Source organism: Flexivirga sp. B27 (assembly GCF_052905685.1).
Genome location: NZ_JBPYUM010000006.1, coordinates 51,982 through 73,081, shown reverse-complemented (window position 1 = coordinate 73,081; position 21,100 = coordinate 51,982). Strand labels below are relative to the sequence as shown.

Sequence of the window (21,100 nt, the reverse complement as noted above, 5' to 3'; positions counted from 1 at the left end):
TCTGCCAGCGGTAGCGTCGTAGCCATGCAGCCGATCGAACGATGGGACTACGCGGGCGAGGGCCTGGACGAGCACGATCTGCCGGCGGCGCCGCTGCCGTTGATCGAGCAATGGGTGCAGGATGCCGTCGATCGCCAGGCCGCCAAGGGCGATGTGCCGGAGCCCGATGCCATCTCGGTGGCGACGGTCGACGCGGCCGGTCGTCCGCACGTGCGGACGGTGCTGATGCGCCATCTGGGAGCCGACGGCCCGGGTTTCTACACCAACTACGCCAGCCGCAAGGGCCGCGACCTGGAGATCAACCCCGAGATCGCGGCCGCGCTCACCTGGCCGCCGATGTTCCGCGCCATCCGGTTCGTCGGCGTCGCGCACAAGATGTCGGCCGAGCGGTCCGCGGCATACTTCCGCAGCCGGCCCTACGGGTCGCGCATCGGAGCGTGGGCGTCGCGTCAGTCCGAGCCGGTCGGCGGACGGGCCGAGCTGGAGGAGGCCGTGGCGTCATACGAGCGCAAGTGGCCGGACACCGGCAGCCCTGACGATGTGCCGCTGCCGGATTTCTGGGGCGGGTATGTCGTGAGTTGTGACGAGGTGGAGTTCTGGGCCGGCCGCAGCAGCCGACTGCACGACCGGCTGGTCTTCGTGCGCACGAGTGACGGAGATCTCACCGATGCTGCGAGTTGGCGGGTCGAGCGCCGCCAGCCCTGAGGCGCTTGGTCTCGATAAGCCCTCCGCGAGCGCTCCGGGCTACTCGACCAGCTTGAGTGGGCCACTGCCCGCGAGTTGGCGGGTCGAGCGCCGCCAGCCCTGAGGCGCTTGGTCTCGATACGCCCTCCGCTAGCGCTCCGGGCTACTCGACCAGCTTGATTGGGCCACTGCCCGCGAGTTGGCGGGTCGAGCGCCGCCAGCCCTGAGGCGCTTGGTCTCGATAAGCCCTCCGCGAGCGCTCCGGGCTACTCGACCAGCTGGATTGGGCCCCTGCCCGCGAGTTGGCGGGTCGAGCGCCGCCAGCCCTGAGGCGCTTGGTCTCGATACGCCCTCCGCTAGCGCTCCGGGGTACTCGACCAGCTTGTGCGGGGCAGCGGACAGCCCGTGGGCTTCCGGTCGGAACCGGTCGGCGCGATGGACGAGATCGCGCCACCCACGGGCTGCGGTGGCTGCGTTGGAGTAGCTACCGAACGTCCGTTTCGTCGGCACACCGGAGGTGGCCGGCGACGAATACGAAGGTTGCGCTAGCGCGCAACCACCTCACGCGTCCTTTGAGAATTCACTCTTGGACCACCTCCTTTCTCGTGTGGCACCACGCTAGGCCGAGGCGCTCGCGGGTGGCAACGGGTTTAACCGGCGAGTTGCCGGAGAGGTCCGCAAAACGGCCCCGAACGCAAGAACGGCTGGCGCCCAGGGGAGGTGCGCCAGCCGTCCGAGCGCCACCGTGAGGTGGGCTCACCCCGTCCGTGAACCGGACGGTTCGGGAGGCTGTGGGTCAGGGGGGAGGAGCCCCACAGCTTCCAAGAACAAGAACGTAGCGTGACCGCGAAGGATTCCCGAACTTATTGACCGAAAATCTTCTGGATGTCTTCGGGATGTTCTGCCGGCCAGCCGGTAGAAGTTGGACGGCAGATGGACGGCATGGCAACTGTCGTCGCTTAGTGGCAGGCTGGCCCTGTGAGTGAGTTGATCGACACCACCGAGATGTATTTGCGCACGATCTTCGACCTGGAGGAAGAAGGCATCGTGCCTCTGCGAGCGCGCATCGCGGAGCGACTGGGACACTCGGGTCCCACTGTGTCCCAGACAGTCGCCCGGATGGAGCGCGACGGTCTGCTGACCCTTGCCGGCGACCGGCACCTGGAGTTCACCGACCACGGCCGGACGCTGGCCACGCGAGTGATGCGCAAGCATCGGCTCGCCGAGCGACTGCTGGTCGATGTCATCGGTGTCGAGCTCGAATACGCGCACGACGAGGCGTGCCGGTGGGAGCACGTGATGAGTGAGCGGGTCGAGCGCAAGATCCTGGCCATGCTGGAGGAGCGGCACATCTCGCCATACGGCAACCCGATCCCCGGTCTGGTCGAGCTCGGCGAGGAGGAGACCCGCCTGCGGTTCCGTGACGGTGTGCGGCCGATGACCGAGGTCGTGACCGAGGAGCCGACCAACTTCGTGGTCCGCCGGGTCGGCGAGCCTGCACAGGCCGACCAGGACGCGCTCAGCGTGCTGACCGCAGGTGGCATCACCCCGGACGCGAAGGTGCAGATCCAGCTCGAGAATGACCGGGTGGTGGTCCGTGCCGAGGGCCAGGACGCGGTGTCCTTGCCGCGTGACGTGGCGATGCACGTCTTCGTGGACGCAGACTGACAACCGTGTAATAGCAACGGATTTCAGATTCTTTCGACGAATTCGTGACCTCCTTGTGACATGCGGCCCCGGGTTGTGTACCGTTTTCCCCGGCCCGCCACTCGGTGGGCTTCCGTGAGGCAACGCCGAGTCCTGCCAGCCGAACGGACGTAACGATCCGCCTGGCAGGAGCGGGGGAACCATTCCGGGCGACCCAGGTCGTCCTTGGGGCGAAGTTCGGTCCGGCACCGCAGGGTGTCGATCCGGACCGGGTATCTCCAGCCCGAGCCCGACAGCTCACCTCGTAGGCGACGGAGAGGTGCTTCGTGTCCATTCTTGGTCCGCGCGGTCGTCACCGCGCCCCGAGCAAGTTGTCGACGACTTTCAACTCGACCGCACGCGTTTCGGCCACAGTCGCCGTCGCGGGTGGTCTGGTGGCATCGATCGCCGCACCGCAGGCGGCTTCGGCCACCACCGGTGTCGCATCGATCACCGGTGCGAGCTCGGTCGACTTCGCCGCCCAGGCAGCCCGCGCACAGGCAGCTGCACACCCGCTGACCGCGACGAAGGCACAGCAGCAGCTGGGCGCCGTCGAGGCCAAGGGCCAGCTGGCGACCGCGGTCTCCGCGAAGAGCTACGAGGCTCCGAAGAAGCAGGTGCGTCCGCGCACCTCCTCGGTCTCGCGTAGCCAGACGCGGCCCGCCGCAACCACCACGGCAAACACCGCCGCTGACACCACCCCGGTGCGTCAGGCGCCGCAGTCGAACCCCACTCCGGCACCGGCCCCCAAGCCCAAGCCGAAGCCGGCTCCTGCGCCTGCCTCTGACGGCAGCATCGTGTCGATCGCCAAGCAGTACGTCGGCACGCCCTACGTCTACGGCGGCTCGAGCCCGGCAGGCTTCGACTGCTCCGGCTTCACGTCCTACGTCTACGCGCAGGTTGGCAAGTCCATCCCGCACACCGCCACCGGTCAGCTGCAGGCAGCGACCCCGGTGAGCAACCCGCAGCCGGGTGACCTGATCTTCTTCGGCGACGGCAGCTCGGCCTACCACGTCGCCATCTACGCAGGCAACGGCATGATGGTGGACTCCAACCACCCCGGTGGTTCGGTCGGCGTCCGTGCGATCTACAGTGGGGTCTCCGGCTACGGCCGCATCTGAGCCAAATCTGAGCAATACCAGCCTGATTCGAACCCGCCGCGCTTCATGGGCGCGGCGGGTTCGTGCATCTCCGGATGCGCTGCTTGAACTGTCTTGAGATGCCCGTCAGCTGTGCTTGAGTTGTTCCCCTATCTCCCGAAAGGCTTTGACCCGTATGTCGTCGCTGAGCGAAACCCTGCTTGCCACCGAACGCCGCCCGAAGGTCGTCGAGGATCTGGTCGACGTCATCAATGCCGAGGTCAAGGACAAGAAGGGCGTCAGCGGCGTCGCGATCAAGGGCGGGTATGCCGCAGTGCGCAAGTTCAACCCGACCGTTGCCTCCGATGCGACCAACCGCATGCTGCCGCAGGTCGCCGACGCGCTGCAGCCCTTCTGGGACGACTTCGCGGGGTCCGGTGACTTCGGTCAGTACCTCGCCGGCCGTGGCGACGAGGCCGCCGACGCGTTGCTGGCGGTGACCGACGCCCGTGCGGAGAAGACCGAGCGCGAGCCGCTGAAGCGTGCTTACAAGAGCTTGCGCGGCAAGGCGAAGGAGAACGTCAAGCAGGCCCTGCCGCGACTGGGCACCGCCATCCAGACCAACGCTGGCTGAGTCGTTGAGCTGATCGAGGTCGTTGAGCCGACTGAGGTCGTTGAGCCGACTGAGGTCGTTGAGCTTGTCGAAACGTGACCTCGACAGGCTCGGCCATCTCCGGGGCGGGCTCGGCCATCTCCGGGGCGGGCTCGGCCATCTCCGGGACAGGCTCGGCCGTCTGCGGGATGGGCGCGGCTGCCACGGGGTGATCACCCAGCGCCGATGCTCCGCTTCGGCGGCTTGGGCGGGCCGACCGTCTTGGTCTCGGTGACCGTGGTGGTCTCCGTCTTCGGCGGCTCGGACTTGGTCGTGGTCTTGGTCGTCGTCGCTGTCGTGGTTGCCGACTTCGTCTGCGTCTTGGTCGCCGTCTTCGTCACGGTCTTGCCCTTGCCCGGTTGCACGACCCGCACCGTGCGGGTCTCGCGGGGGAGCGTGACGGTCGAGGTCGAAACGCTGGCGCGGTCCTGGGAGCTGTCACGCGCGGCGGTCACCGTGCGGGTGGGGCCGTCCTGGGTGTAGGTGACCGTCCGCGGGCTCGGAGCAGCCTTGCTGTCACCGCCGCCGGCAAGCAGATAGACACCGATCGCGCAGAGCGCCGCCAGACCCGCACCGATCAACGCGCCGGGCAACAGACCCGGCGCCGTCCGGGGCGGCGGATCGTATTCGTAGTCGTCGTCCGGATCGGCGAATTGGTCCATGAACTCGTCGTTCGCGGATCGTTCCTCGCCGTCACCGCTCGCCTGCGTGCTGTTCGGCATGTCGCCCATGCTACGAGCAGGTCAAGCACGTATCGAGCCTCCGACGATCGGCCCGCGCGTCGATGCGGCATGCTGCAGGCATGCATTTCGTCGGTGTCGACCTCGCCTGGGGCGTCAAGAATCCCACTGGCATCGCGGTTCTGGACGACTCGGGCACGTTGTGTCACGCGAGCGCCGCACGCACCGACGACGACATAGTGGCGACGCTGCGGTCGGTGGCGCCGGGCGATTGCGTGGTCGGCATCGACGCGCCGCTGATCGTCACCAACGCGAAGGGCAGCCGCCCTGCCGAGCAGGCGCTGGGGCGGGACTTTGCGGCATACGAAGCGGGCGCGCACCCGGCAAACACCGGCAACCCGGTGTTTGCCGAGGGCACCCGCGGCGGCCGCATCGCCGAGCTGCTCGGCCTCGACATGCACCCTGCCTCGCGTGCGTCGCGACGCGCGCTGGAGGTTTACCCGCATCCGGCGACGATCGCACTGTTCCGGCTCGGGCAGAGCCTGAAATACAAGAACAAGCCGGGCCGGCCGCTCGCCCAGCTGCAAGGTGAGCTGCTGACCCTGATCCGGCTGCTGGAGTCGTTGGAACACGCCAAGCCCGCGCTGCGACTGAAGCAGAGCGAGCACTGGCAGCAGCTCGCAGACACCGTGCAGCACGCGACCCGGAAGTCCGAGTTGCGGCAGGCCGAGGATCCCATCGATGCGGTCCTGTGCGCGTATGTCGCCCTGCTGGCGCACCAGGCGCCCGAGCGGTTGACGACATACGGCGACTTCGACACCGGTTACATCGTGACGCCGACATTGCCGACCGATCTGCGCCCGTCCCGCTACACCCCCGGTGAGCAGAGTCGCGCGGACGTGGTCGGCATCGCGCGGCGTGAATACGCCGTGCAGTTCCCGCTGATCGAGGAGGCGGCCGAGGCCGCGGTTGATCTCATCGCCGGGGTGCTCGACGACGCGGGCCTGAACTACCTGACGGTGAGCGGCCGGGCGAAGTCGGTGGCGTCGTTCGCGGAGAAGGCGACTCGTGAGGTCGACGGCGTGCCCTTGTATGCCGACCCCATCCGAGACATCGGGGACACCATCGGCGTGCGCGTCATCACCTATGTCCGAGGTGACGTCGACGCGGTCGTGCAGTTGCTCGCGGCCGAGACCGAGGTCCTCGACGACCGCGACCTCGGGCTGGAGACCGCGAGCCAGGGACGTTTCGGCTATGCCAGTCGGCATCTGCAGGTGCGCATCCATCCCGAGGACTGGGCCGAGATCCCGGCGCTCGGCGACCGCCGTGTCCAGGTGCAGATCCGCACGGTGCTGCAGCACGCGTGGGCGGAGTTCGAGCACGACATCCGTTACAAGGGCACCATTCCCGACGAGCAGCGGGCCGACTTCGATCGACGGTTCACGCTCGCTGCGGGGCTGCTGGAGGTCGCGGACGCGGAGTTCACGACGATCCGCGACAAGCTGCGTCCGGGGACGGGCGGTCAGGTCTCCAGCGGCGTCGACGGCGATCACATCGCCGCGCGCGAACTGGCGGCATACCTCGCCGGTCAGTATGACGACGCGGCGTGGTCGCGTGCCGATCATTACGCGTGGATGGCGGGGCTGGTGCACGAGCTCGGGATCGAGTCGCTGGAGCAGTTGGCCGACACGTTGCGGACGGTCGATGCCGAACTCATCGACGAGCGGATGGCCTATCGCACGCCGCCGGGTGCGGTGCGCCGGCTGGACGATGCGTTGCTGCATCTCTTCGGGGAGGACTACGTCGGTCTCGACGGCAACGCGCACCGCGTTGAGCGGCTGCAATCACGCCTGGCGAAGCTGCGCGGCCAATCCGCCTGACGGCTGCATTATTCCTCGGCTCCGCCATGCCGGGTCCTAACCTTGGAACGCTCCAGGGACATGGATGTGCGGAGGTAGGTCATGCACGCGTTCCTGGGAAATCTCGGCCGCTCTTGTGCCAGACACGGCTGGGCAGTCGTCATCGCCTGGCTGATCGTCGTGGCCGGCCTTGCCGGGCTACGAGCCGGCTTCGGCGGTGACTTCTACAACAACTACACCGTGCCGGGCAGTCAGTCCTCGCAGGGCCTGAACGTCCTGCAGAAGGAGTTCCCCTCGCACGGAGGGTATGCCGGACAGATCGTCTTCCATGCGAAGAAGGGGACGATCGATGACCAGTCGAGCGCGGTCAACGAGGCGATGAAGAACGTCGCGGCATTGCCCGACATCGTCGCCGCGACCAGCCCGCTGTCGACCTCTCCGCCACAGGTGTCCAAGGATGGGACGATCGCGAACGGCAGTGTGTCCTTCAGCGTGGTGCCGGCATCCCTGGGCAGCGACTATCTCGCCAAGCTGGACAGCGCGGTCGAGCCTGCGCGATCGGCCGGGCTCCAGGTGGAGTACGGCGGGGGAGCGGGGCAGATCGGCCAGCAGACGGATGACAAGTCGTCCGAGATCATCGGGCTGAGCTGCGCGTTGTTGCTGCTGCTCTTCATGTTCATGTCGATCTGGGCTGCTGTGATCCCGCTCGTGTCGGCTCTCTTCAGCGTGCTGACCGGCCTGTCGCTCGTCGGATTGCTAGCTGCGGCAACGAATTTCCCGACGACGGCGCCCACCGTGGCGACGTTGCTCGGCCTCGGCGTGGCCATCGACTACGGGCTGTTCCTGGTGGCGCGCCACCGTGAGCACGTCGACCAGGGCATGGACCCCATCGACTCGGCCGCCGACGCGACATCCACCTCCGGCGGGGCGGTGGTCGTCGCGGGCGGCACCGTGGTCGTGGCCATCCTCGGTCTCTACGTGTCGGGCGTGCCCTTCGTCGGCGCCATGGGAGCCGCTTCGGCGATCGTCGTCGCCGTCGCCATACTTGCCGCACTCACCCTCACCCCGGCGTTCATGGGCGTTGCCGGGCAGAACGTGCGCGCGTTCAAGCGGTATCGCGCAACGCACCCGATGGACGAAGCAGCCCACGAACACAGCGCTTTCGCGCGCTGGGGAAAGATGGTCAGCAACCGGCCGTGGCCGTGGGCGGTCGGGTCGTTCCTGGTGCTCTGCGTGCTGATCGTGCCGGTGTTCTCGCTGCGTCTCGGGCAGCTCGATGCCGGCACCAACCCGACGGATCAGACGAGCCGGCGCGCATACGACCTGGTGTCCAAGGGCTTCGGCCCCGGTGCGAATGGTCCTCTGGCAGTGGTGGTTTCGTTGCCGAAGGGCTCGTCCTCGGACAGCAACAAGACGCTGCTCAGCAACCTGCAGTCGACGCTGAGCAAGACGCCGGGTGTCGCTTCGGCGAGTGCGCCCGACTTGAACAGCAGTGGCACGACGGCATCGATAACCGTCGTGCCGAAGACCTCGCCGCAGGACGCGGCGACGACCGACCTGGTCGATCACCTGCGCGACGACGTCCTTCCCTCGGTGGACGCCACGACGTATGTCGCCGGGACCACCGCCGGATATGTCGACTTCACCGAGCGGACCGCGCAACGCATGCCGTGGCTGATCCTCGCGGTGGTGGCGTTGTCGTTCGTCCTGCTCACCGTGGCATTCCGGTCGGTGGTGATCGCCACCAAGGCCGGTGTGCTCAACCTGATCTCGGTCGGAGCGGCATACGGCGTGATGGTCGCGGTCTTCCAGTGGCAGTGGGGTTCGGAGCTGATCGGGATCCACGAGAGCCTGCCGATCCCCGCATTCGTGCCGATGCTGATGTTCGCGATCGTCTTCGGGCTGTCGATGGACTACGAGGTGTTCCTGATCTCGCGCGTGCACGAGGCGTGGGTGAGGACGGGTGACTCGCACCGCAGTGTCGCGATCGGCATCGGTGGCACCGCACGTGTCATCACCACTGCTGCCGCGATCATGGTCGTTGTCTTCACCAGCTTCGTGCTCGACGACGACCCGACGGTCAAGATGCTCGCGATCGGTATGGCGGTCGCCGTGCTCATCGATGCAAGTGTCATCCGGATGATCTTCGTGCCGGCGGTGATGTCGTTGCTGGACGAACGAGCCTGGTGGATGCCGCGTTGGCTGGATCGCATCACGCCGCACATCGACATCGAAGGGACCGGCGGCACGCCCGCTGCTCTCGAGGTGATCGATGCGGATCCCGCGCCCCCGTCCGTCACCGACGAGGGAAAGATGCCGCTCTGACTCGTGTGGGTTCGGACTCAGTCGGATTCGACTGTGGCAGCTAGCCTTTCGAGCGATGCGGCCAGGTTGTCCGGCGTTGTTGCTCGGGCTCGCACCTCGCGCTTCGCGTCGTGCAACTGGGTCCAGTCGTAGGTGTGCGTGACCGTGGTGCGCGAGTCGTCGACCGGCTCCAGCTCCCAGCGCCACAGGTGGCCCGGTGGCGGTGAGTCCACCTCGGACGGCCGCCACGCGATGCGGCGACACTCCTCGAACTCCACGACATGGTTGTCCCGGATGTTGCCGTTGGCATTGGTCATCCGGAAGACGTCGCCGACCCCACGAACTCGCTGATCGGCAGCGGCCTCGCCGAGGTTGTCGTTGCCGTCCCATGCCGGCTGCCGGCTGGGATCGGCGATCAGCTCGAAGATCGTCGCGGCCGGTGCCGCGATCTCCCGGGACGCGCTGACGACCTTGGACTCTTCGGTTGCTGTCATGAGGTCATCCTGGCAGTAACCGGTCGGTCGCCGCTCGCGCAACAAGGGTGGTCCTGGTGTGCCCCCGGCATGATTCGAACATGCGACACCCGCTTTAGGAGAGCGGTGCTCTATCCCCTGAGCTACGGGGGCAAGCCGGTCACCCGGCGTCGCCAAGTGTAGGCGGACCGCTGGTGCGGTCACGTCGGCGGGCGGTCGGCTACGGGCGCGGCGTCAGTCGGAACGCGCGGGCGCCGGCGCGGAACGCCGCCTCCAGATCGTCCGGGTCCGGGCGACCCTGCTTGTCGATGCTGACCTTGTTGAAATTCGCGAACGCCCTGTTGTCGCGGCACATGGCGTCATACGCGTCGATGACGCCGTTGTGGTCGGCGTAGGTGACGACGTCGGCTCGACGGTGACTGCCCATCAGCACGATGTCGATCACGTCGCCGGTGCGCAGGTTGCGGCCCCAGCCGAACGGCGTGCCGATCAGCAGGTCGTTGCCCTGGCGCGTGTACGCGACCGGCACCTCGAACTCTCGGCCGGAGCGCCGCCCGACGATCTCCAGCAGCACCAGTCGGCGGCCGGGTAGCTTGCCCAGGACCGGCGTCCGCAGCATGGCCCGCATGACGCGGTTGACCGCGCCCTGGAAACGTAGGGTCTGGGCGCGTGGTTGCTCGGACATCGGGATCCCCTATCGAATGAAACGAATCCGTTTCGTTCCCCAACCGAGAGTAGGTCGTTTGTGGGCCGAACGATAGGGATTCGTGCCGGCGAGAATGCCGTGGGCGGCCGGCGCGCGGCGCCCGCGTCATACGCTGTATGGCGAATCGCGTTCCACCGGAAGGAAACCCGTGTCAGACCAAACCTCCGCGCGCACTGCCGCGGTCGAGCAGGCACTCGCCGACGCGGGCTACGTGGCCAAGGCTCGTACTCTGCCGGAGTCGAGCCACACTGCCGCGCAGGCGGCTGCCGCACTCGACTGTGAGGTCGGCGCGATCGCGAGCAGCCTGGTCTTCCTGGCCGGCGACGAACCTGTGCTGGTGATGACAAGCGGTGCCCACCGCGTCGACACCGAGCTGCTGTCGCAGGAGCTCGGAGTGCCGGTCGCGATGGCGCGCGCGAAGCTGGTCAAGGAAGTCACCGGCCAACCGATCGGGGGAGTGTCGCCAGTCGGTCATCCGGCGCCGTTGCGCACCGTCGTCGACGAGAGTCTCCGCGCGTATGACGTCCTCTGGGCGGCTGCGGGAACTCCGAGCAGTGTCTTCCCGATCAGCTTCGAGGAGTTGGTGCGTGTCACGGGCGGCATACCGATGCGGGTCGCCGGCTGAAGAACGCCAGCGACCCGCACCTCGAAATCAGTTGTGTCAGTTGGAAGTTCGGCGCATCCCGACGGTCTCCTCGGCACCGATCGCCTTGATGAACTCCGGTGCAGACAGCTTCTCGATCTTGCCGCCGACGAGCGGAATCTTGGCCTTGAGGTCCCCCTCCACCGCGACGGAAGTGCCGTCGCCGTCCGGGGCGAGGCTCGCCGTGCCGGTCATGCTCATCGGCTGTCCCTTGAACGAGACCTCGAGCGTGCCCTCGCGGCTGCCATCAGCCTGTCGCGCTCCCCAGGCGATAACCTGGGTGACGTCGACCTTGTCGCCGACGACTTTCTTGACCAGATCAGGGACGTCACCGGACGGCATCACGCGCTGCACCCGCACCTCGTGACCCGAGTCCGTCTCGGTCACCGTGCTCTGGTGGCTCAGCGCGCCGGCCTCCTCACAGATCTCCTCCTGATAAGCCGGGTCGACCGAGAGCGCATACACATCGTCCGGTGTTGCCGGCAGGGTCCACTTCTTCGAGATCTTCATGCGCCGAACCTACTGGCTGGTAAGGCACTTGTGAACCGGCCGTGGCGCGCGGTGGGAGAGTCAGGAACCCGCGACCCCGGTGCGCCAGTAGCCCATGAAGTTGACTGCGCTGCGTGGCACGTCGAAGTCGTTGACCAGCAGGCGTCGCAGCGACCGCACCTGCGCGGACTCGCCGGCGATCCAGGCCGACAATGCCGGCGCTTCGGCCGGTGCAGCCTCCGGGTCGGTGACCTCCCAGTAGGCGTTGACCGCGCCGTCGGCGAGCACACTCGTCGTGGCGTCGTCGGAGGCGAGCGGGCCGATCGACTCGAGCCAGTCACGCACGGTCGCCACCTGATCGTGCCCCTCGTCGGTGACGCACCACGAAACGTGGACGCCGGGCGGCGCGTCGATGCCGCCGGCGTCCTGCGCATGGGGCACCTCGATGCAGATGAACCCGGTCGCGTCGAGCGGGAGGCGCGTGGCAATGCCGTTGATCGCAGGCAGTGCGCTCATGTCACCGACCATGAGTTGTGTTGCGGCGCCGGCGTATTCGCGGCGGAACTCCAAGCCACCCGCGTCGCCGTGGAAGTCGGCATTGGGTCCGAAGATGATCGCCTCGTCGCCGGGAACCGCCTCTACGGCGAAGCGCGAACCCGGGCCGGTCACTCCGTGATCGACGAAGTCGACGTCGATCTCGCCGGCGTCGGGCCGGACCGCGACGATCGTGTAGGTGCGGATGAAGGCCCGCTCGTCGACAGGCTGGTCGCGCCATACCGTCCACCAGTCGTCGCCGGTGGGGAAGGCGCTCAGCGGCAGCCCGCCCGGCTTGGGCAGCACCAGCTTGATGCGCTGGTCGTAGCCGCGGTCGGCGAATCCGGCGAGGCTCGGGTCGCTGAAGGTCAAGCGCACCAAGGACGGTGACCTGCGTTCGCGGCGGCTCAGCCGGACCGGGAACATCCGAAACGGCGGCGCCTCGACGGTCACACTCACGCTGACTCTCCTTCGTTCGGCACAATGGTGAGCCTAACCTAACTTAGATGTGCTTGGCGAACAGGGGCCGGCCCGATTGCGGCCCCGCCTACGATCGGCAGGTGGCATTCACCGGCATCCCAGAAGCGGCATTCGATTTCTACGACGACCTCGAGATCGACAACTCCAAGACCTTCTGGACCGCACACAAGCAGACGTATGACGAGGCCGTGCGCGCCCCGATGGAGGCACTCGCGGAAGCCCTCGAGGACGACTTCGGGCCGGCGAAGCTCTTCCGGCCCAACCGCGACCTGCGCTTCGCGGCGGACAAGTCGCCATACAAGACCCACCAGGGCCTGTTCATCGCGGTCGGGACCGCCACCGGGTGGTATCTGGAAGTGTCGGCGGCCGGTGTGCGTGCCGCGGCCGGTTGCTATCACGCGGATTCGGCGGCATTGAAGGCGATCCGGACGGGCATCGACTCGCCCGCGGGTGCGCAGCTGCAGAAGGAGATCGACCAGCTGGTCGCCCGAGGGTGGGAGCTCGGCGGCGACGAGCTGAAGACCGTGCCGCGCGGCTACAGCAAGGATCATCCGCGGATCGGGTTGCTGCGCAAGCGATCGCTGGTGGTGACGCAGCCCTACAACTTCGCGGAGTTCGTGCGCACCCCACAGTTGCTGGACCGGGTCCGGTCGGACTGGGAGCGCGCCCGGCCGCTCATCGACTGGATCGTCCAGCGCTTGCCGGACTGACCGGCCCGTCGGGGCGGCAGGCCGAACAACTCACGACTGTCGCGAGTTATTCGTCGGGAACTGCGGTTCGGGGCGAGTATGTCGCGACTGTCGCGAGTTATTCGTGGGCCTCGCGGGCGTCGCGGGTGCCGCGAGCGTCGTCGGACTCCCCGGTATGCCGCAACCGCGCCAGCAGGTGCCCGTGGCGTTCGCCCCGCTCCGCGGCATACGCACCCTCGGCGGTGGCGTGAGTCAGCTCCGCCGGTGTGGCGTCACCGGTGCGCAGGTCGATCTGCTCGGACAGATAACGCCACAGCACCGCGATGGACGCCGCAACGGGGACCGCGAAGAACGCGCCGGGTATGCCGAACTCGCTGCCGCCGAACGCCACCGACAGCAGCACGATCGCCGGGTGCAGGGACATCGACCGGCTCTGCAGCAGCGGCTGCAGGACATGACCCTCGATCTGCTGCACCGCGATGATGATGATCAGCACGATGATCGCCTTGCTGATGCCGCCCGCGACCAGGGCGACCAACACGGCCACCGTGCCGGCGGCGAAGGCACCCACGATCGGGATGAATCCGCCGAAGAACGTCAGCACCACCAGCGCCAGGGCGAGCGGCACGTCGAGGATCACCAGCCCGATCCCGATGCAGATCGAGTCGACGGCGCTGACGATCGCCTGGGTGCGGATGAAACCCGACAACGTGTCCCAGGTCCGGGTCAGCGCCTCGGTCAGGTGCGCTCCGGCGCCGTGGCCCACCGACACCCTCAGCCAGGGCAGGAAGCGCGGGCCGTCCTTGAGGAAGAAGAACGTCAGGATCAGAGCGACGAGGCTGTCGATCAGGACCTGACCGGCCAGGGTGATGCCGCCCCACACCTCCGTTGCGATCCGGTCACCGCTGGACTTCAGCTTGTCGGTGACGCTCGCGGTCGCCTGGTCGATCTGGTCGGGGTGGATGTGCAGGGGGCCGTCCTGCAACTGGTCACGCAACTGGTTGACACCGGCGACCGACTGATCGACCAAGTCACCCCATTGCGAGGAAACGGTGGGCGCGACGATCGCGATGACGCCGCCGACCACGACGAATGCCAGCAGCATCCCGCCCAGCGCGGCGAGCGCCGGCGGCACGTGGTGGGCACGCATCCAGCGCACCGGCGGCCAGAGCACCGTGGTGATCAGCAGGGCAGCCGCTATCGGCAGCAGCGCGGGCCAGAACATCCCGAGGATCTTCAGCACCACCCAGGTCGCGGCGACCACGATGATGAAGCGCAGCGACCAACTCGCGGTCCACTTCAGCGCATGGCTGATCACCGCAGCACGATCGATGCCCTTGTTCGGGTTCTGCGCCTCGGCATACCGCGCATCGACCGGTCGCTCGTCGATCCCGCCGATCCGGTCGTCGCGCTCCTCCTGAGCATCGACGGCGGCGATCGGGTCGCTGGGACGGCGTTTTTTCACAGGTGGCGACTCCTCCCAGATGATGTGGTGCCGGACGGTCGACGACGAGGCCGCCCGCTGGTCGGCCCGAGGGCAACGGTATGTCACCGCAAGGCCGTAGGCGTGCAACGGCGCGACGGCAGCGGTCCTCGGGCGTGCCTGGCCGGTCGGAGAGCGTCGGCCGGTTAGCCTTGCGCGGTGAGTTCGCCCAGCCCGCAAGATGATTCAGCCAACCCCTGGCTGGCGACCGGCCGCGACGCCACGGTGCGCGATGCTGTCGGCGAATGGCAGCGGCATCTGGTCGATCTCGGCGGCCGCAACACACTGCTGTGGTTCCGGGACCTGCCGAGCGCGACTCTGGACCTGACCCGCGCTCATCCGGCCGGTATGGCGCAGCTGTTCACCAACGGATCGGCACCGCTGCAGCTGCTGCTGCGCGAGCCGGCGGCGCTGGCCGAAGGGGACCGGCGGGCCCGGGTCATCCGCTCCCGCACCCAGGCGCTCGCGCAGGAGCGCGGGATCTTCTCCTGCTACCTGGCGATCGGTATGGCGACCTGGGACCACCCGGGTGCTCCCCGCAGTCCCGCCGCGCCGGTGCTGTTGCGCCGCCTGGAGATCATCGCGACCCCCAGGGAGCCGCAGTCGCTGACGCTGCGGCTGCACCGGCAGGTCGAGTTCAACTCGGTGCTGGCCAAATATCTCGAGGTGCAGCACGGGCTCGATCTGGATCCGGTGGCGATCGCGGACTACCTGCGCGACACCGAGCGCCTCGACCCCACCGTCGTGCTGCAGCGGGTCCAGCAGGCGTGCGCGAACGTGCCCGGCTTCGAGGTCGAGCGTCGTTACGTGGCGGGCACGTTCAGCTACACCAAGCTGCCGATGGTCCGTGACCTCGGTGACCAGCTGGAGTCTCTCTCGGCGCACCCGGTCATCGCTGCGCTCGCCGGCGACGCCGATGCTCAGCAGGAGGTCGGTGCCGACGCGCCCGCGGTCATCGACCGTGACCCGGAGAGCGAGCACCTCGTGCTGGACGCGGACGCCTCGCAGCAGGATGTCGTCGAGGCGGCGCGCGCGGGCGCTCACCTGGTCGTCGAAGGGCCGCCGGGCACCGGCAAGAGCCAGACGATCGCCAACCTGATCGCGGCGATCGTCGCCGACGGACGCCGGGTGCTGTTCGTGGCCGAGAAGCGGGCGGCCATCGACGCGGTGATGAAGCGGCTGGAGCGGGTCGGTCTCGGCGAGATGGCCCTCGATATACACGACGGCCAGGGCAGCAGTGGCGAGCTGATCGCCCGCCTGGTGGCCAAGATGGACGACATCGCCGGCTCCGACCCGGAGTCGCGCACGACCGCGGCGGATCTGACCGCGCTGCGTGATGAGCTCGCTGCGCACCGCCTGGCGATGCACGAGCCGCGCAACCCGTGGGGCGTGACGGTCGACGAGGCACAGAACCGTGTGGCCGCGTTCGACGCGATGAAGCCGGCTCCCCGGTCCCACGCCGGCATCGAGCCGGCCGACCTCGAGGCGATCCCGGCGGCTCGGCGGGACGAGCTGCGGGACGAGCTGGTCCGGGTGGCGGAGTTGGGTGCCTGGCGCACCGACGACCGCCCGGATCCGTGGTATGGCGCCCGCGTCGTCGGCGTGCAGCAGGCCGCTGAGACCCAGGAGCTGGTCAGCCGGCTGGCCGACGGCGGGTTGCAGCAGCATCGCGACCGGCTGGCCGCACTGGCGGAGAAGGTCGGACTGCCGACGGCCGACACGATGCTCAGCTCCGAGCAGCAGTTGGAGCTGATGACCGAGGTGCACCGGACCCTGGAGACGTTCCGCCCCGAGGTCTTCGCCGCGCCCCTGGACCAGTTGGTCGACGCGACGGGGTCGCGCGCCTATCGCCAGGAGCACCCGAGCAAGCTCGGCGCGCTGGACCGGCGGCGGTTGCGCAAGCAGGCCAAGACACTGCTGCGACCCGGGCAGCCGCCGTCCGATTTGCACGGCGTGCTGGTGTTGGCAAGCGCGCAACGAGACAAGTGGCGGGAGATGGCGGGCAAGGGTTCCCGTCCGTCGGCGCCGGTCGAGGTCGCCAAGCATGTCGCCGCTCACGAGCGCATGCGCGAAGACCTCGAGTGGCTCGCCAAGCGGCTGGCGGGCACGGCCGAGGGCGACGAACTGCTCGACGTGGACTACGACACGCTGCAGGACCGGTTGTCGCGTCTGGCCGAGGAGTCCGACCGCCTCGCGTTGGTGCCGACGGTGATCGGCCCGCTGGACCAGTTGCGCGCCAACGGCCTCGGTGACCTGATCGACGATCTCGGCGCTCGCAAGGTGCCCGCGGAGCGGGTCGGCGCCGAGTTCGAATACGTCTGGTGGCGTGCGGTGTTGGGCCGGATCTCGGACACCGACGCGGCATACGGCGAGGTCGACGGGCCACAACTGCGCGAGCACGTCGAGGCGTATGCCGCTGCCGACTCGGCGCACGTGCACTCCGGCGCGGCCGAGGTGCGCACTGCCTGGGCGGAGCAGGTGCGCCGCGCCATGCGTGACCTGCCGGAGCAGGAGGCGCTGCTGCGCGCACAGCAGCACGCGGATCGGCCGCTGCCGGTGCGTGAGTTGTTGCCGGAGGCCCCGGAGCTGCTGACGACGGTCGCACCGTGCTGGGTGATGAGCCCGCTGCTGGTGGCGGCGATGCTGCCGCCGGGCGTGTGGTTCGACGTGGTCGTCTTCGACGAGGCCTCCCAGATCCCACCGGCGGAGGCGATCTCGGCGATCTCCCGGGCCGCGCAGGTCGTGGTGTCGGGGGACCGGCGACAACTGCCGCCCACCAGCTTCTTCCGCGGTGTCGACGAGCCCGACGAGGGCGCCGACGACACGACTCCGGTGACTGCGGAGTCCGTCCTCGATGCCCTCGCGCCACTGCTGCCGCACCGCGAACTCACCTGGCACTACAGGGCATTGGACGAACGTCTGATCGCCTTCGCCAATGCCCAGCTGTATGGCGGCCGGCTGATCACCTTCCCGGGTGTCGGCGACGACACCGTGGTGCGCCTCGACGTCGTGACCGGCCGGCAGGCCGGCGACTCGTCCGACTCCGACGGCGCCGGCACGGCCGCGGAGGTCGATCGTGTCGTGCACGTCGTGCTGGAGCAGGCGCGGCAGCGTCCGGACGAGTCCATCGGTGTCATCACGCTCGGCCAGCGGCATGCCGACCGCATCGAGAAGGCCCTGCGTGCGGCCATCGGCGCCGACCGGGCGCTGTCCTGGTTGCTGGACGAGTCCGTCGCCGAGCCGTTCTTCGTCAAGAACCTTGAGCGGGTCCAGGGTGACGAGCGGGACGCGATCGTGCTGTCGGTCGGCTACGGCCGATCCGCGGACGGCCGGGCACCGCACCGCTTCGGGCCGATCAGCGCGGAGGGCGGCGAACGCCGGCTGAACGTCGCGATCACCCGCGCCCGGCGGCGGATGGTGATGGTCTCCTCGTTCTCCGGCGACGAGCTGCACCCGGGCCACCTCCGCTCGCGGGGCGGTCTGCTGCTGCGGGACTTCCTGCTGTATGCCGGGTCCGGCGGCGCCGCCCGTCGGGTCCATTCGGACGACCGGTCCGTCGCTGAGTCGCTCAGCGCGCCCGGCACGAAGCCCGACGACAAGACCGGGAAGAAGTCCCACACCGGAGTGGTGCGCGGACCGGACGGCAGGCGCCGTCGCGCGGCCTCGTCGGGCAGCGTGCTGGACCGTCCGATGCTGCCGCCGGTGCCGCAGGCGGAGGTGCCCGTGCTGGTGCACGACCTCGCCCGCCGATTGCGTGCCGAGGGACTGGTGGTGCACCCCGGGTGGGGCACCTCGCAGCACCGGCTCGACCTGGCAGTGGAGGATCCGCGACGGCCGGGGTCACTGCTGGTCGCGATCGACACCGACGGCGCGGTCTACGGCTCCATCCCCTCCACCCGCGACCGGGAGCGGCTGCGCGTGGAGCAGTTGCGCCGGCTCGGCTGGAGCTACGAACGTGTCTGGACCCGCGATCTCTTCCGCGACCCGGCACGGGAGGTCGCGCGCCTGGTCGGGGCCGTGTATGCCGCCTCCGCCGCTGCCGACAACGAGACCCGCAAGGAGACCGCACGCGATCGAGCCCAGAACCCGTGGCTGGCCGATGACTGACGGTCCGGTGCGAGACGACTCGTCCGGCAGGTCGCAGCGCCCGCGCCGGCATCGCCGGGCCAGCAGCCCTGCCACGACGGGCCATCCGGACGCCGGCCATTGGACCAAGGACGCTCCGCGGCGGGATGCGGGCGCGGACCGCGCGGGTCGGGCCGACCAGTCCGGTCAGACCGATCAGTCGAGTCAAGCCGATGAGTCCGGGCAGCAGCCGGTGCGCCGGGTCGCCGGCAGTGACGGCAACGGTGGGCCCGAGTCGGCGCAGGACCGCTGGTGGCGCGAGCAACGGCCGCCACACTACGAGTGACTCGGTGATGGGTCTCGGCAGGGAGATCGGCCGAGGTCACGACATGCGAAAGGGGCGGGACCGATAACGGTCCCGCCCCTCCGGCGATGCAGCCAATCGCTGCAGTCAGTCGATCCGCCGAGTCAGAGCTGACCCTGGCCCTGACCGCGGCCCTGGCGCAGCTCGCCGAGGATCTCGGTCAGCACGTCGACCTCGGTGGCCTCGGCCTCCTCTTCCTTCATGTAACGCGCGTGGAAGGCCTCGTAGGGCTTCACGACGCCGAAGTAGACGACGGCGGCGATGATGATGAAGCCGACCAGCGCGGTCAGGAACGCACCGACGTGGACACCGCCCGGGATGTAGTTGCTGAAGTTGGGCTGGCCACCGACCTTGCCGATGAGGTCCATGACGATCGTCGTGAACGCCGTCACGACGGTGGCGAAAGCGGTGCCGATGATGAAGGCAACGGCCAGCTGGACCAGATTGCCCTGCATGAGGAACTTCTTGAAGCCTTCCATAGGTACATCCCTTGTGTGTTGCGAGAGGACTTGTGTCGCCGGAACTGTACCTAAGATGTAGCAGCGCACGAAGTCCGAAACACCTGCAGAGACATCACGATTGTGTTAGTCGGCGCACATGGCGCCGGCCGAAGTCACCCTTGCGCCGACTCACCGGGCATCCGCAGCGCGAGTTGTATGCCGCCGTCGAGGCCTCCCCGCGTCGCGGCCGCCGCACCGACCGCGGCTGCCTCGGCCGGGGGCACCGCCACCAGCACCCCTGGGCCGTTGGATGACGACGCGGACGCCGACGGGAGGCTCGGCGTGCCTGTGTCCGACTGCTCGGTGGGGTGCTGCACCGACACAACCCGGACCGACGAGGCGATGGTGCGTGCCTTGCCGGTGTCGATCAGATCGACCCGGTCGCCGGGTTGCAGAACCCGGACCAGCGCCCGGTCGGAGCTGGTGACGCCGATGACCACCGCCTTCTTCGGCACGGACGGCCAGGAGCGGGCGCCACGCACTCGTGCACTGGTGATCGGCTCGCCGGCGACGATCGGGGTGGTGAGGATCTTGCCGCTCGCGGCGGCTGCGGCCAGTGCGCCGGGCACCCGATCCTCGGCGGCCCACCGGACCTGCCGGAGGTCGGACGGACTCAGCCGCGCTCCGGCAGCCATATCGTGCGCGGCCACGGTCACCGCGTGGGTCGGCGGGTCTGCGGGCCGGACGGCACCGGCCACGGCCAGCACTGCGACGGCGGCGAGCAGGCCGGTCAACACTCGACGCCCGCGGGACCGTCGCCAGCGTGCCTCCCGGCTGTCGCCCTGCCACGAGTCGGGCAGCAGGCGTTGCAGGCGTGGTGTCGTCACGGCGGGCCGCTTCACCGAACGTCGCATCAGGGCAAGGTGATCGGGAGGTCCTGGCCGTCGAGCACCCGCCGGCAGGGGCAGGTGGCGACGTCGTCCGGCTCGGTCGCCGGCAAGCGCGAGATCGCTTCTCGCAGAGCGACTTTGAGCTGCTCGATGTTGGCCGCGAAGACACGCATGACCTCACTGTGAGTGACGGTTTCACCCGCCTCGACACCTGCGTCGTTGTCGGTGATCAGGCAGGCGGTGCCGAAGCACATCGCCAGCTCTCGGGCGATCGCGGCCTCCGGCATGCCGGTCATGCCGACGACTGACCAGCCGGCGGCCTGATGCCACTGCGACTCGGCGCGGGAGGAGAACCTCGGGCCGCCGATCACGACCATGGTGCCGCCGTCGACGGTGCGCTCGAAGCGCGGTGCGGCCGCCTCCAGCATCGCTGACCGGACCTGCGGGCAATAGGGGTCGGCGAAGGGCACGTGGACCACCGGACCGACTTCGTCGTAGACCGTGCCGGCCCGTCCCGACGTGCGGTCGACGACCTGGTCGGGGATCAGCAGGGTGCCGGGGGAGTGCTCGGCGCGCAACGAACCGACGGCGCACGGCGCGAGGACCTGACGCACACCGACCGAGCGCAGCGCCCACAGGTTTGCCCGGTAGTTGACCAGGTGGGGCGGGTAGCGATGGCCCTGACCGTGCCGGGCCAGGAACGCGACCCGGCGGCCGTCGATCTCGTCGATCAGCAGGTCGTCGCTCGGCGGTCCGAACGGTGTGTCCACGTGCACCCGCTCGGGGCCGTCGGATCCTGAGCGAGAGTCCCCATCAGGGGAGTCGAAGAACGAGTAGAAGCCGGAACCGCCGATGACGCCGATCTCGGCGCGCTGCGTCGAAGTCATGCTGCGAGGTTAG

At 68.6% G+C, this 21,100-nt stretch carries 19 protein-coding genes, 1 tRNA gene and 1 riboswitch; of the genes, 10 read left to right on the top strand and 10 right to left on the bottom strand.

Annotation, left to right across the window (positions count from 1 at the left end; translation table 11 throughout):
• Positions 1-24: 24 nt before the first annotated feature.
• The 4 genes from pdxH (at position 25) to ACSZL9_RS18420 (ending at position 4,083) form a co-directional block, all read left to right on the top strand.
• A complete protein-coding gene (pdxH, locus tag ACSZL9_RS18435) occupies positions 25-705 on the top strand; it encodes a pyridoxamine 5'-phosphate oxidase (protein ID WP_446666992.1) in 681 nt (226 codons plus the stop codon).
• Between the two features lie 957 nt (positions 706-1,662).
• Complete coding sequence (locus ACSZL9_RS18430; protein ID WP_446666991.1) at positions 1,663-2,352, top strand: metal-dependent transcriptional regulator; 690 nt, start codon at positions 1,663-1,665, stop codon at positions 2,350-2,352.
• A gap of 113 nt (positions 2,353-2,465) precedes the next feature.
• A riboswitch (cyclic di-AMP (ydaO/yuaA leader) is annotated at positions 2,466-2,657 on the top strand.
• A 108-nt stretch (positions 2,658-2,765) separates the two neighbouring features.
• Positions 2,766-3,491 carry a C40 family peptidase gene (locus ACSZL9_RS18425; RefSeq protein WP_446666990.1) on the top strand — a complete coding sequence of 242 codons (726 nt, stop codon included), beginning with the start codon at positions 2,766-2,768 and terminating at the stop codon, positions 3,489-3,491.
• A gap of 154 nt (positions 3,492-3,645) precedes the next feature.
• A complete protein-coding gene (locus ACSZL9_RS18420; RefSeq protein WP_446666989.1) occupies positions 3,646-4,083 on the top strand; it encodes a DUF6918 family protein in 438 nt (145 codons plus the stop codon).
• Positions 4,084-4,274: 191 nt separating this feature from the next.
• Here the strand turns inward: ACSZL9_RS18420 and ACSZL9_RS18415 are convergent, their stop codons facing one another.
• Positions 4,275-4,823: a hypothetical protein gene (locus ACSZL9_RS18415; RefSeq protein WP_446666988.1), complete on the bottom strand. Its 549-nt coding sequence runs from the start codon at positions 4,821-4,823 to the stop codon at positions 4,275-4,277.
• 80 nt (positions 4,824-4,903) lie between these two features.
• On the opposite strand from ACSZL9_RS18415, the gene ACSZL9_RS18410 reads away from it, so the two are divergent.
• A complete protein-coding gene (locus tag ACSZL9_RS18410; protein ID WP_446666987.1) occupies positions 4,904-6,661 on the top strand; it encodes a DUF429 domain-containing protein in 1,758 nt (585 codons plus the stop codon).
• A gap of 81 nt (positions 6,662-6,742) precedes the next feature.
• Positions 6,743-8,965, top strand: a complete 2,223-nt coding sequence (locus tag ACSZL9_RS18405) for an MMPL family transporter (RefSeq protein WP_446666986.1) — start codon at positions 6,743-6,745, stop codon at positions 8,963-8,965.
• 17 nt (positions 8,966-8,982) lie between these two features.
• On the opposite strand, the gene ACSZL9_RS18400 is transcribed toward ACSZL9_RS18405, so the two are convergent.
• The 3 genes from ACSZL9_RS18400 to ACSZL9_RS18390 all read right to left on the bottom strand — a co-directional run bounded on the left by ACSZL9_RS18400 (position 8,983) and on the right by ACSZL9_RS18390 (position 10,102).
• Entirely contained in the window at positions 8,983-9,438 is a 456-nt protein-coding gene (locus tag ACSZL9_RS18400) for an SRPBCC family protein (RefSeq protein WP_446666985.1), read from the bottom strand.
• 59 nt (positions 9,439-9,497) lie between these two features.
• Positions 9,498-9,570, bottom strand: a tRNA-Arg gene (locus tag ACSZL9_RS18395).
• A 67-nt stretch (positions 9,571-9,637) separates the two neighbouring features.
• Positions 9,638-10,102 carry a nitroreductase/quinone reductase family protein gene (locus ACSZL9_RS18390; protein WP_446666984.1) on the bottom strand — a complete coding sequence of 155 codons (465 nt, stop codon included), beginning with the start codon at positions 10,100-10,102 and terminating at the stop codon, positions 9,638-9,640.
• Between the two features lie 169 nt (positions 10,103-10,271).
• On the opposite strand from ACSZL9_RS18390, the gene ACSZL9_RS18385 reads away from it, so the two are divergent.
• Positions 10,272-10,748, top strand: coding sequence for a YbaK/EbsC family protein (locus ACSZL9_RS18385; RefSeq protein WP_446666983.1), 477 nt, complete (start codon positions 10,272-10,274; stop codon positions 10,746-10,748).
• A 36-nt stretch (positions 10,749-10,784) separates the two neighbouring features.
• On the opposite strand, the gene ACSZL9_RS18380 is transcribed toward ACSZL9_RS18385, so the two are convergent.
• Entirely contained in the window at positions 10,785-11,276 is a 492-nt protein-coding gene (locus ACSZL9_RS18380) for a DUF2505 domain-containing protein (RefSeq protein WP_446666982.1), read from the bottom strand.
• A 60-nt stretch (positions 11,277-11,336) separates the two neighbouring features.
• Entirely contained in the window at positions 11,337-12,248 is a 912-nt protein-coding gene (locus ACSZL9_RS18375) for a siderophore-interacting protein (protein ID WP_446666981.1), read from the bottom strand.
• Between the two features lie 101 nt (positions 12,249-12,349).
• Here ACSZL9_RS18375 and ACSZL9_RS18370 point away from each other — a divergent pair, with 101 nt between their 5' ends.
• Positions 12,350-12,979, top strand: a complete 630-nt coding sequence (locus ACSZL9_RS18370; protein ID WP_446666980.1) for a DUF2461 domain-containing protein — start codon at positions 12,350-12,352, stop codon at positions 12,977-12,979.
• 97 nt (positions 12,980-13,076) lie between these two features.
• On the opposite strand, the gene ACSZL9_RS18365 is transcribed toward ACSZL9_RS18370, so the two are convergent.
• Positions 13,077-14,423, bottom strand: coding sequence for an AI-2E family transporter (locus ACSZL9_RS18365; protein WP_446666979.1), 1,347 nt, complete (start codon positions 14,421-14,423; stop codon positions 13,077-13,079).
• A gap of 177 nt (positions 14,424-14,600) precedes the next feature.
• Between ACSZL9_RS18365 and ACSZL9_RS18360 the strand changes: the two genes are divergently transcribed.
• Positions 14,601-18,548 (top strand): AAA domain-containing protein, encoded by a 3,948-nt coding sequence (locus ACSZL9_RS18360; RefSeq protein ID WP_446666978.1) that lies wholly within the window; start codon positions 14,601-14,603, stop codon positions 18,546-18,548.
• Positions 18,541-18,852, top strand: coding sequence for a hypothetical protein (locus ACSZL9_RS18355; protein WP_446666977.1), 312 nt, complete (start codon positions 18,541-18,543; stop codon positions 18,850-18,852). The genes ACSZL9_RS18360 and ACSZL9_RS18355 overlap by 8 nt, the downstream gene beginning before the upstream one ends.
• 122 nt (positions 18,853-18,974) lie before the next feature.
• On the opposite strand, the gene ACSZL9_RS18350 is transcribed toward ACSZL9_RS18355, so the two are convergent.
• The 3 genes from ACSZL9_RS18350 to ACSZL9_RS18340 all read right to left on the bottom strand — a co-directional run bounded on the left by ACSZL9_RS18350 (position 18,975) and on the right by ACSZL9_RS18340 (position 21,087).
• A complete protein-coding gene (locus tag ACSZL9_RS18350; protein ID WP_446666976.1) occupies positions 18,975-19,349 on the bottom strand; it encodes an MscL family protein in 375 nt (124 codons plus the stop codon).
• Positions 19,350-19,483: 134 nt separating this feature from the next.
• Positions 19,484-20,224, bottom strand: coding sequence for an SAF domain-containing protein (locus ACSZL9_RS18345; RefSeq protein WP_446666975.1), 741 nt, complete (start codon positions 20,222-20,224; stop codon positions 19,484-19,486).
• Entirely contained in the window at positions 20,224-21,087 is an 864-nt protein-coding gene (locus ACSZL9_RS18340; RefSeq protein ID WP_446666974.1) for an S-methyl-5'-thioadenosine phosphorylase, read from the bottom strand. The genes ACSZL9_RS18345 and ACSZL9_RS18340 overlap by 1 nt, the downstream gene beginning before the upstream one ends.
• Between the last annotated feature and the right edge of the window lie 13 nt (positions 21,088-21,100).

What these genes read in the sequence shown, in the direction of transcription:
- ACSZL9_RS18350 (WP_446666976.1), bottom strand. Translation starts at nt 19,349, where the DNA reads ATGGAAGGCTTCAAGAAGTTCCTCATGCAGGGCAATCTGGTCCAGCTG.
- ACSZL9_RS18345 (WP_446666975.1), bottom strand. Translation starts at nt 20,224, where the DNA reads ATGCGACGTTCGGTGAAGCGGCCCGCCGTGACGACACCACGCCTGCAA.
- ACSZL9_RS18420 (WP_446666989.1), top strand. Translation starts at nt 3,646, where the DNA reads ATGTCGTCGCTGAGCGAAACCCTGCTTGCCACCGAACGCCGCCCGAAG.
- ACSZL9_RS18410 (WP_446666987.1), top strand. Translation starts at nt 4,904, where the DNA reads ATGCATTTCGTCGGTGTCGACCTCGCCTGGGGCGTCAAGAATCCCACT.
- ACSZL9_RS18405 (WP_446666986.1), top strand. Translation starts at nt 6,743, where the DNA reads ATGCACGCGTTCCTGGGAAATCTCGGCCGCTCTTGTGCCAGACACGGC.
- ACSZL9_RS18355 (WP_446666977.1), top strand. Translation starts at nt 18,541, where the DNA reads ATGACTGACGGTCCGGTGCGAGACGACTCGTCCGGCAGGTCGCAGCGC.
- pdxH (WP_446666992.1), top strand. Translation starts at nt 25, where the DNA reads ATGCAGCCGATCGAACGATGGGACTACGCGGGCGAGGGCCTGGACGAG.
- ACSZL9_RS18340 (WP_446666974.1), bottom strand. Translation starts at nt 21,087, where the DNA reads ATGACTTCGACGCAGCGCGCCGAGATCGGCGTCATCGGCGGTTCCGGC.
- ACSZL9_RS18390 (WP_446666984.1), bottom strand. Translation starts at nt 10,102, where the DNA reads ATGTCCGAGCAACCACGCGCCCAGACCCTACGTTTCCAGGGCGCGGTC.
- ACSZL9_RS18400 (WP_446666985.1), bottom strand. Translation starts at nt 9,438, where the DNA reads ATGACAGCAACCGAAGAGTCCAAGGTCGTCAGCGCGTCCCGGGAGATC.
- ACSZL9_RS18380 (WP_446666982.1), bottom strand. Translation starts at nt 11,276, where the DNA reads ATGAAGATCTCGAAGAAGTGGACCCTGCCGGCAACACCGGACGATGTG.
- ACSZL9_RS18415 (WP_446666988.1), bottom strand. Translation starts at nt 4,823, where the DNA reads ATGCCGAACAGCACGCAGGCGAGCGGTGACGGCGAGGAACGATCCGCG.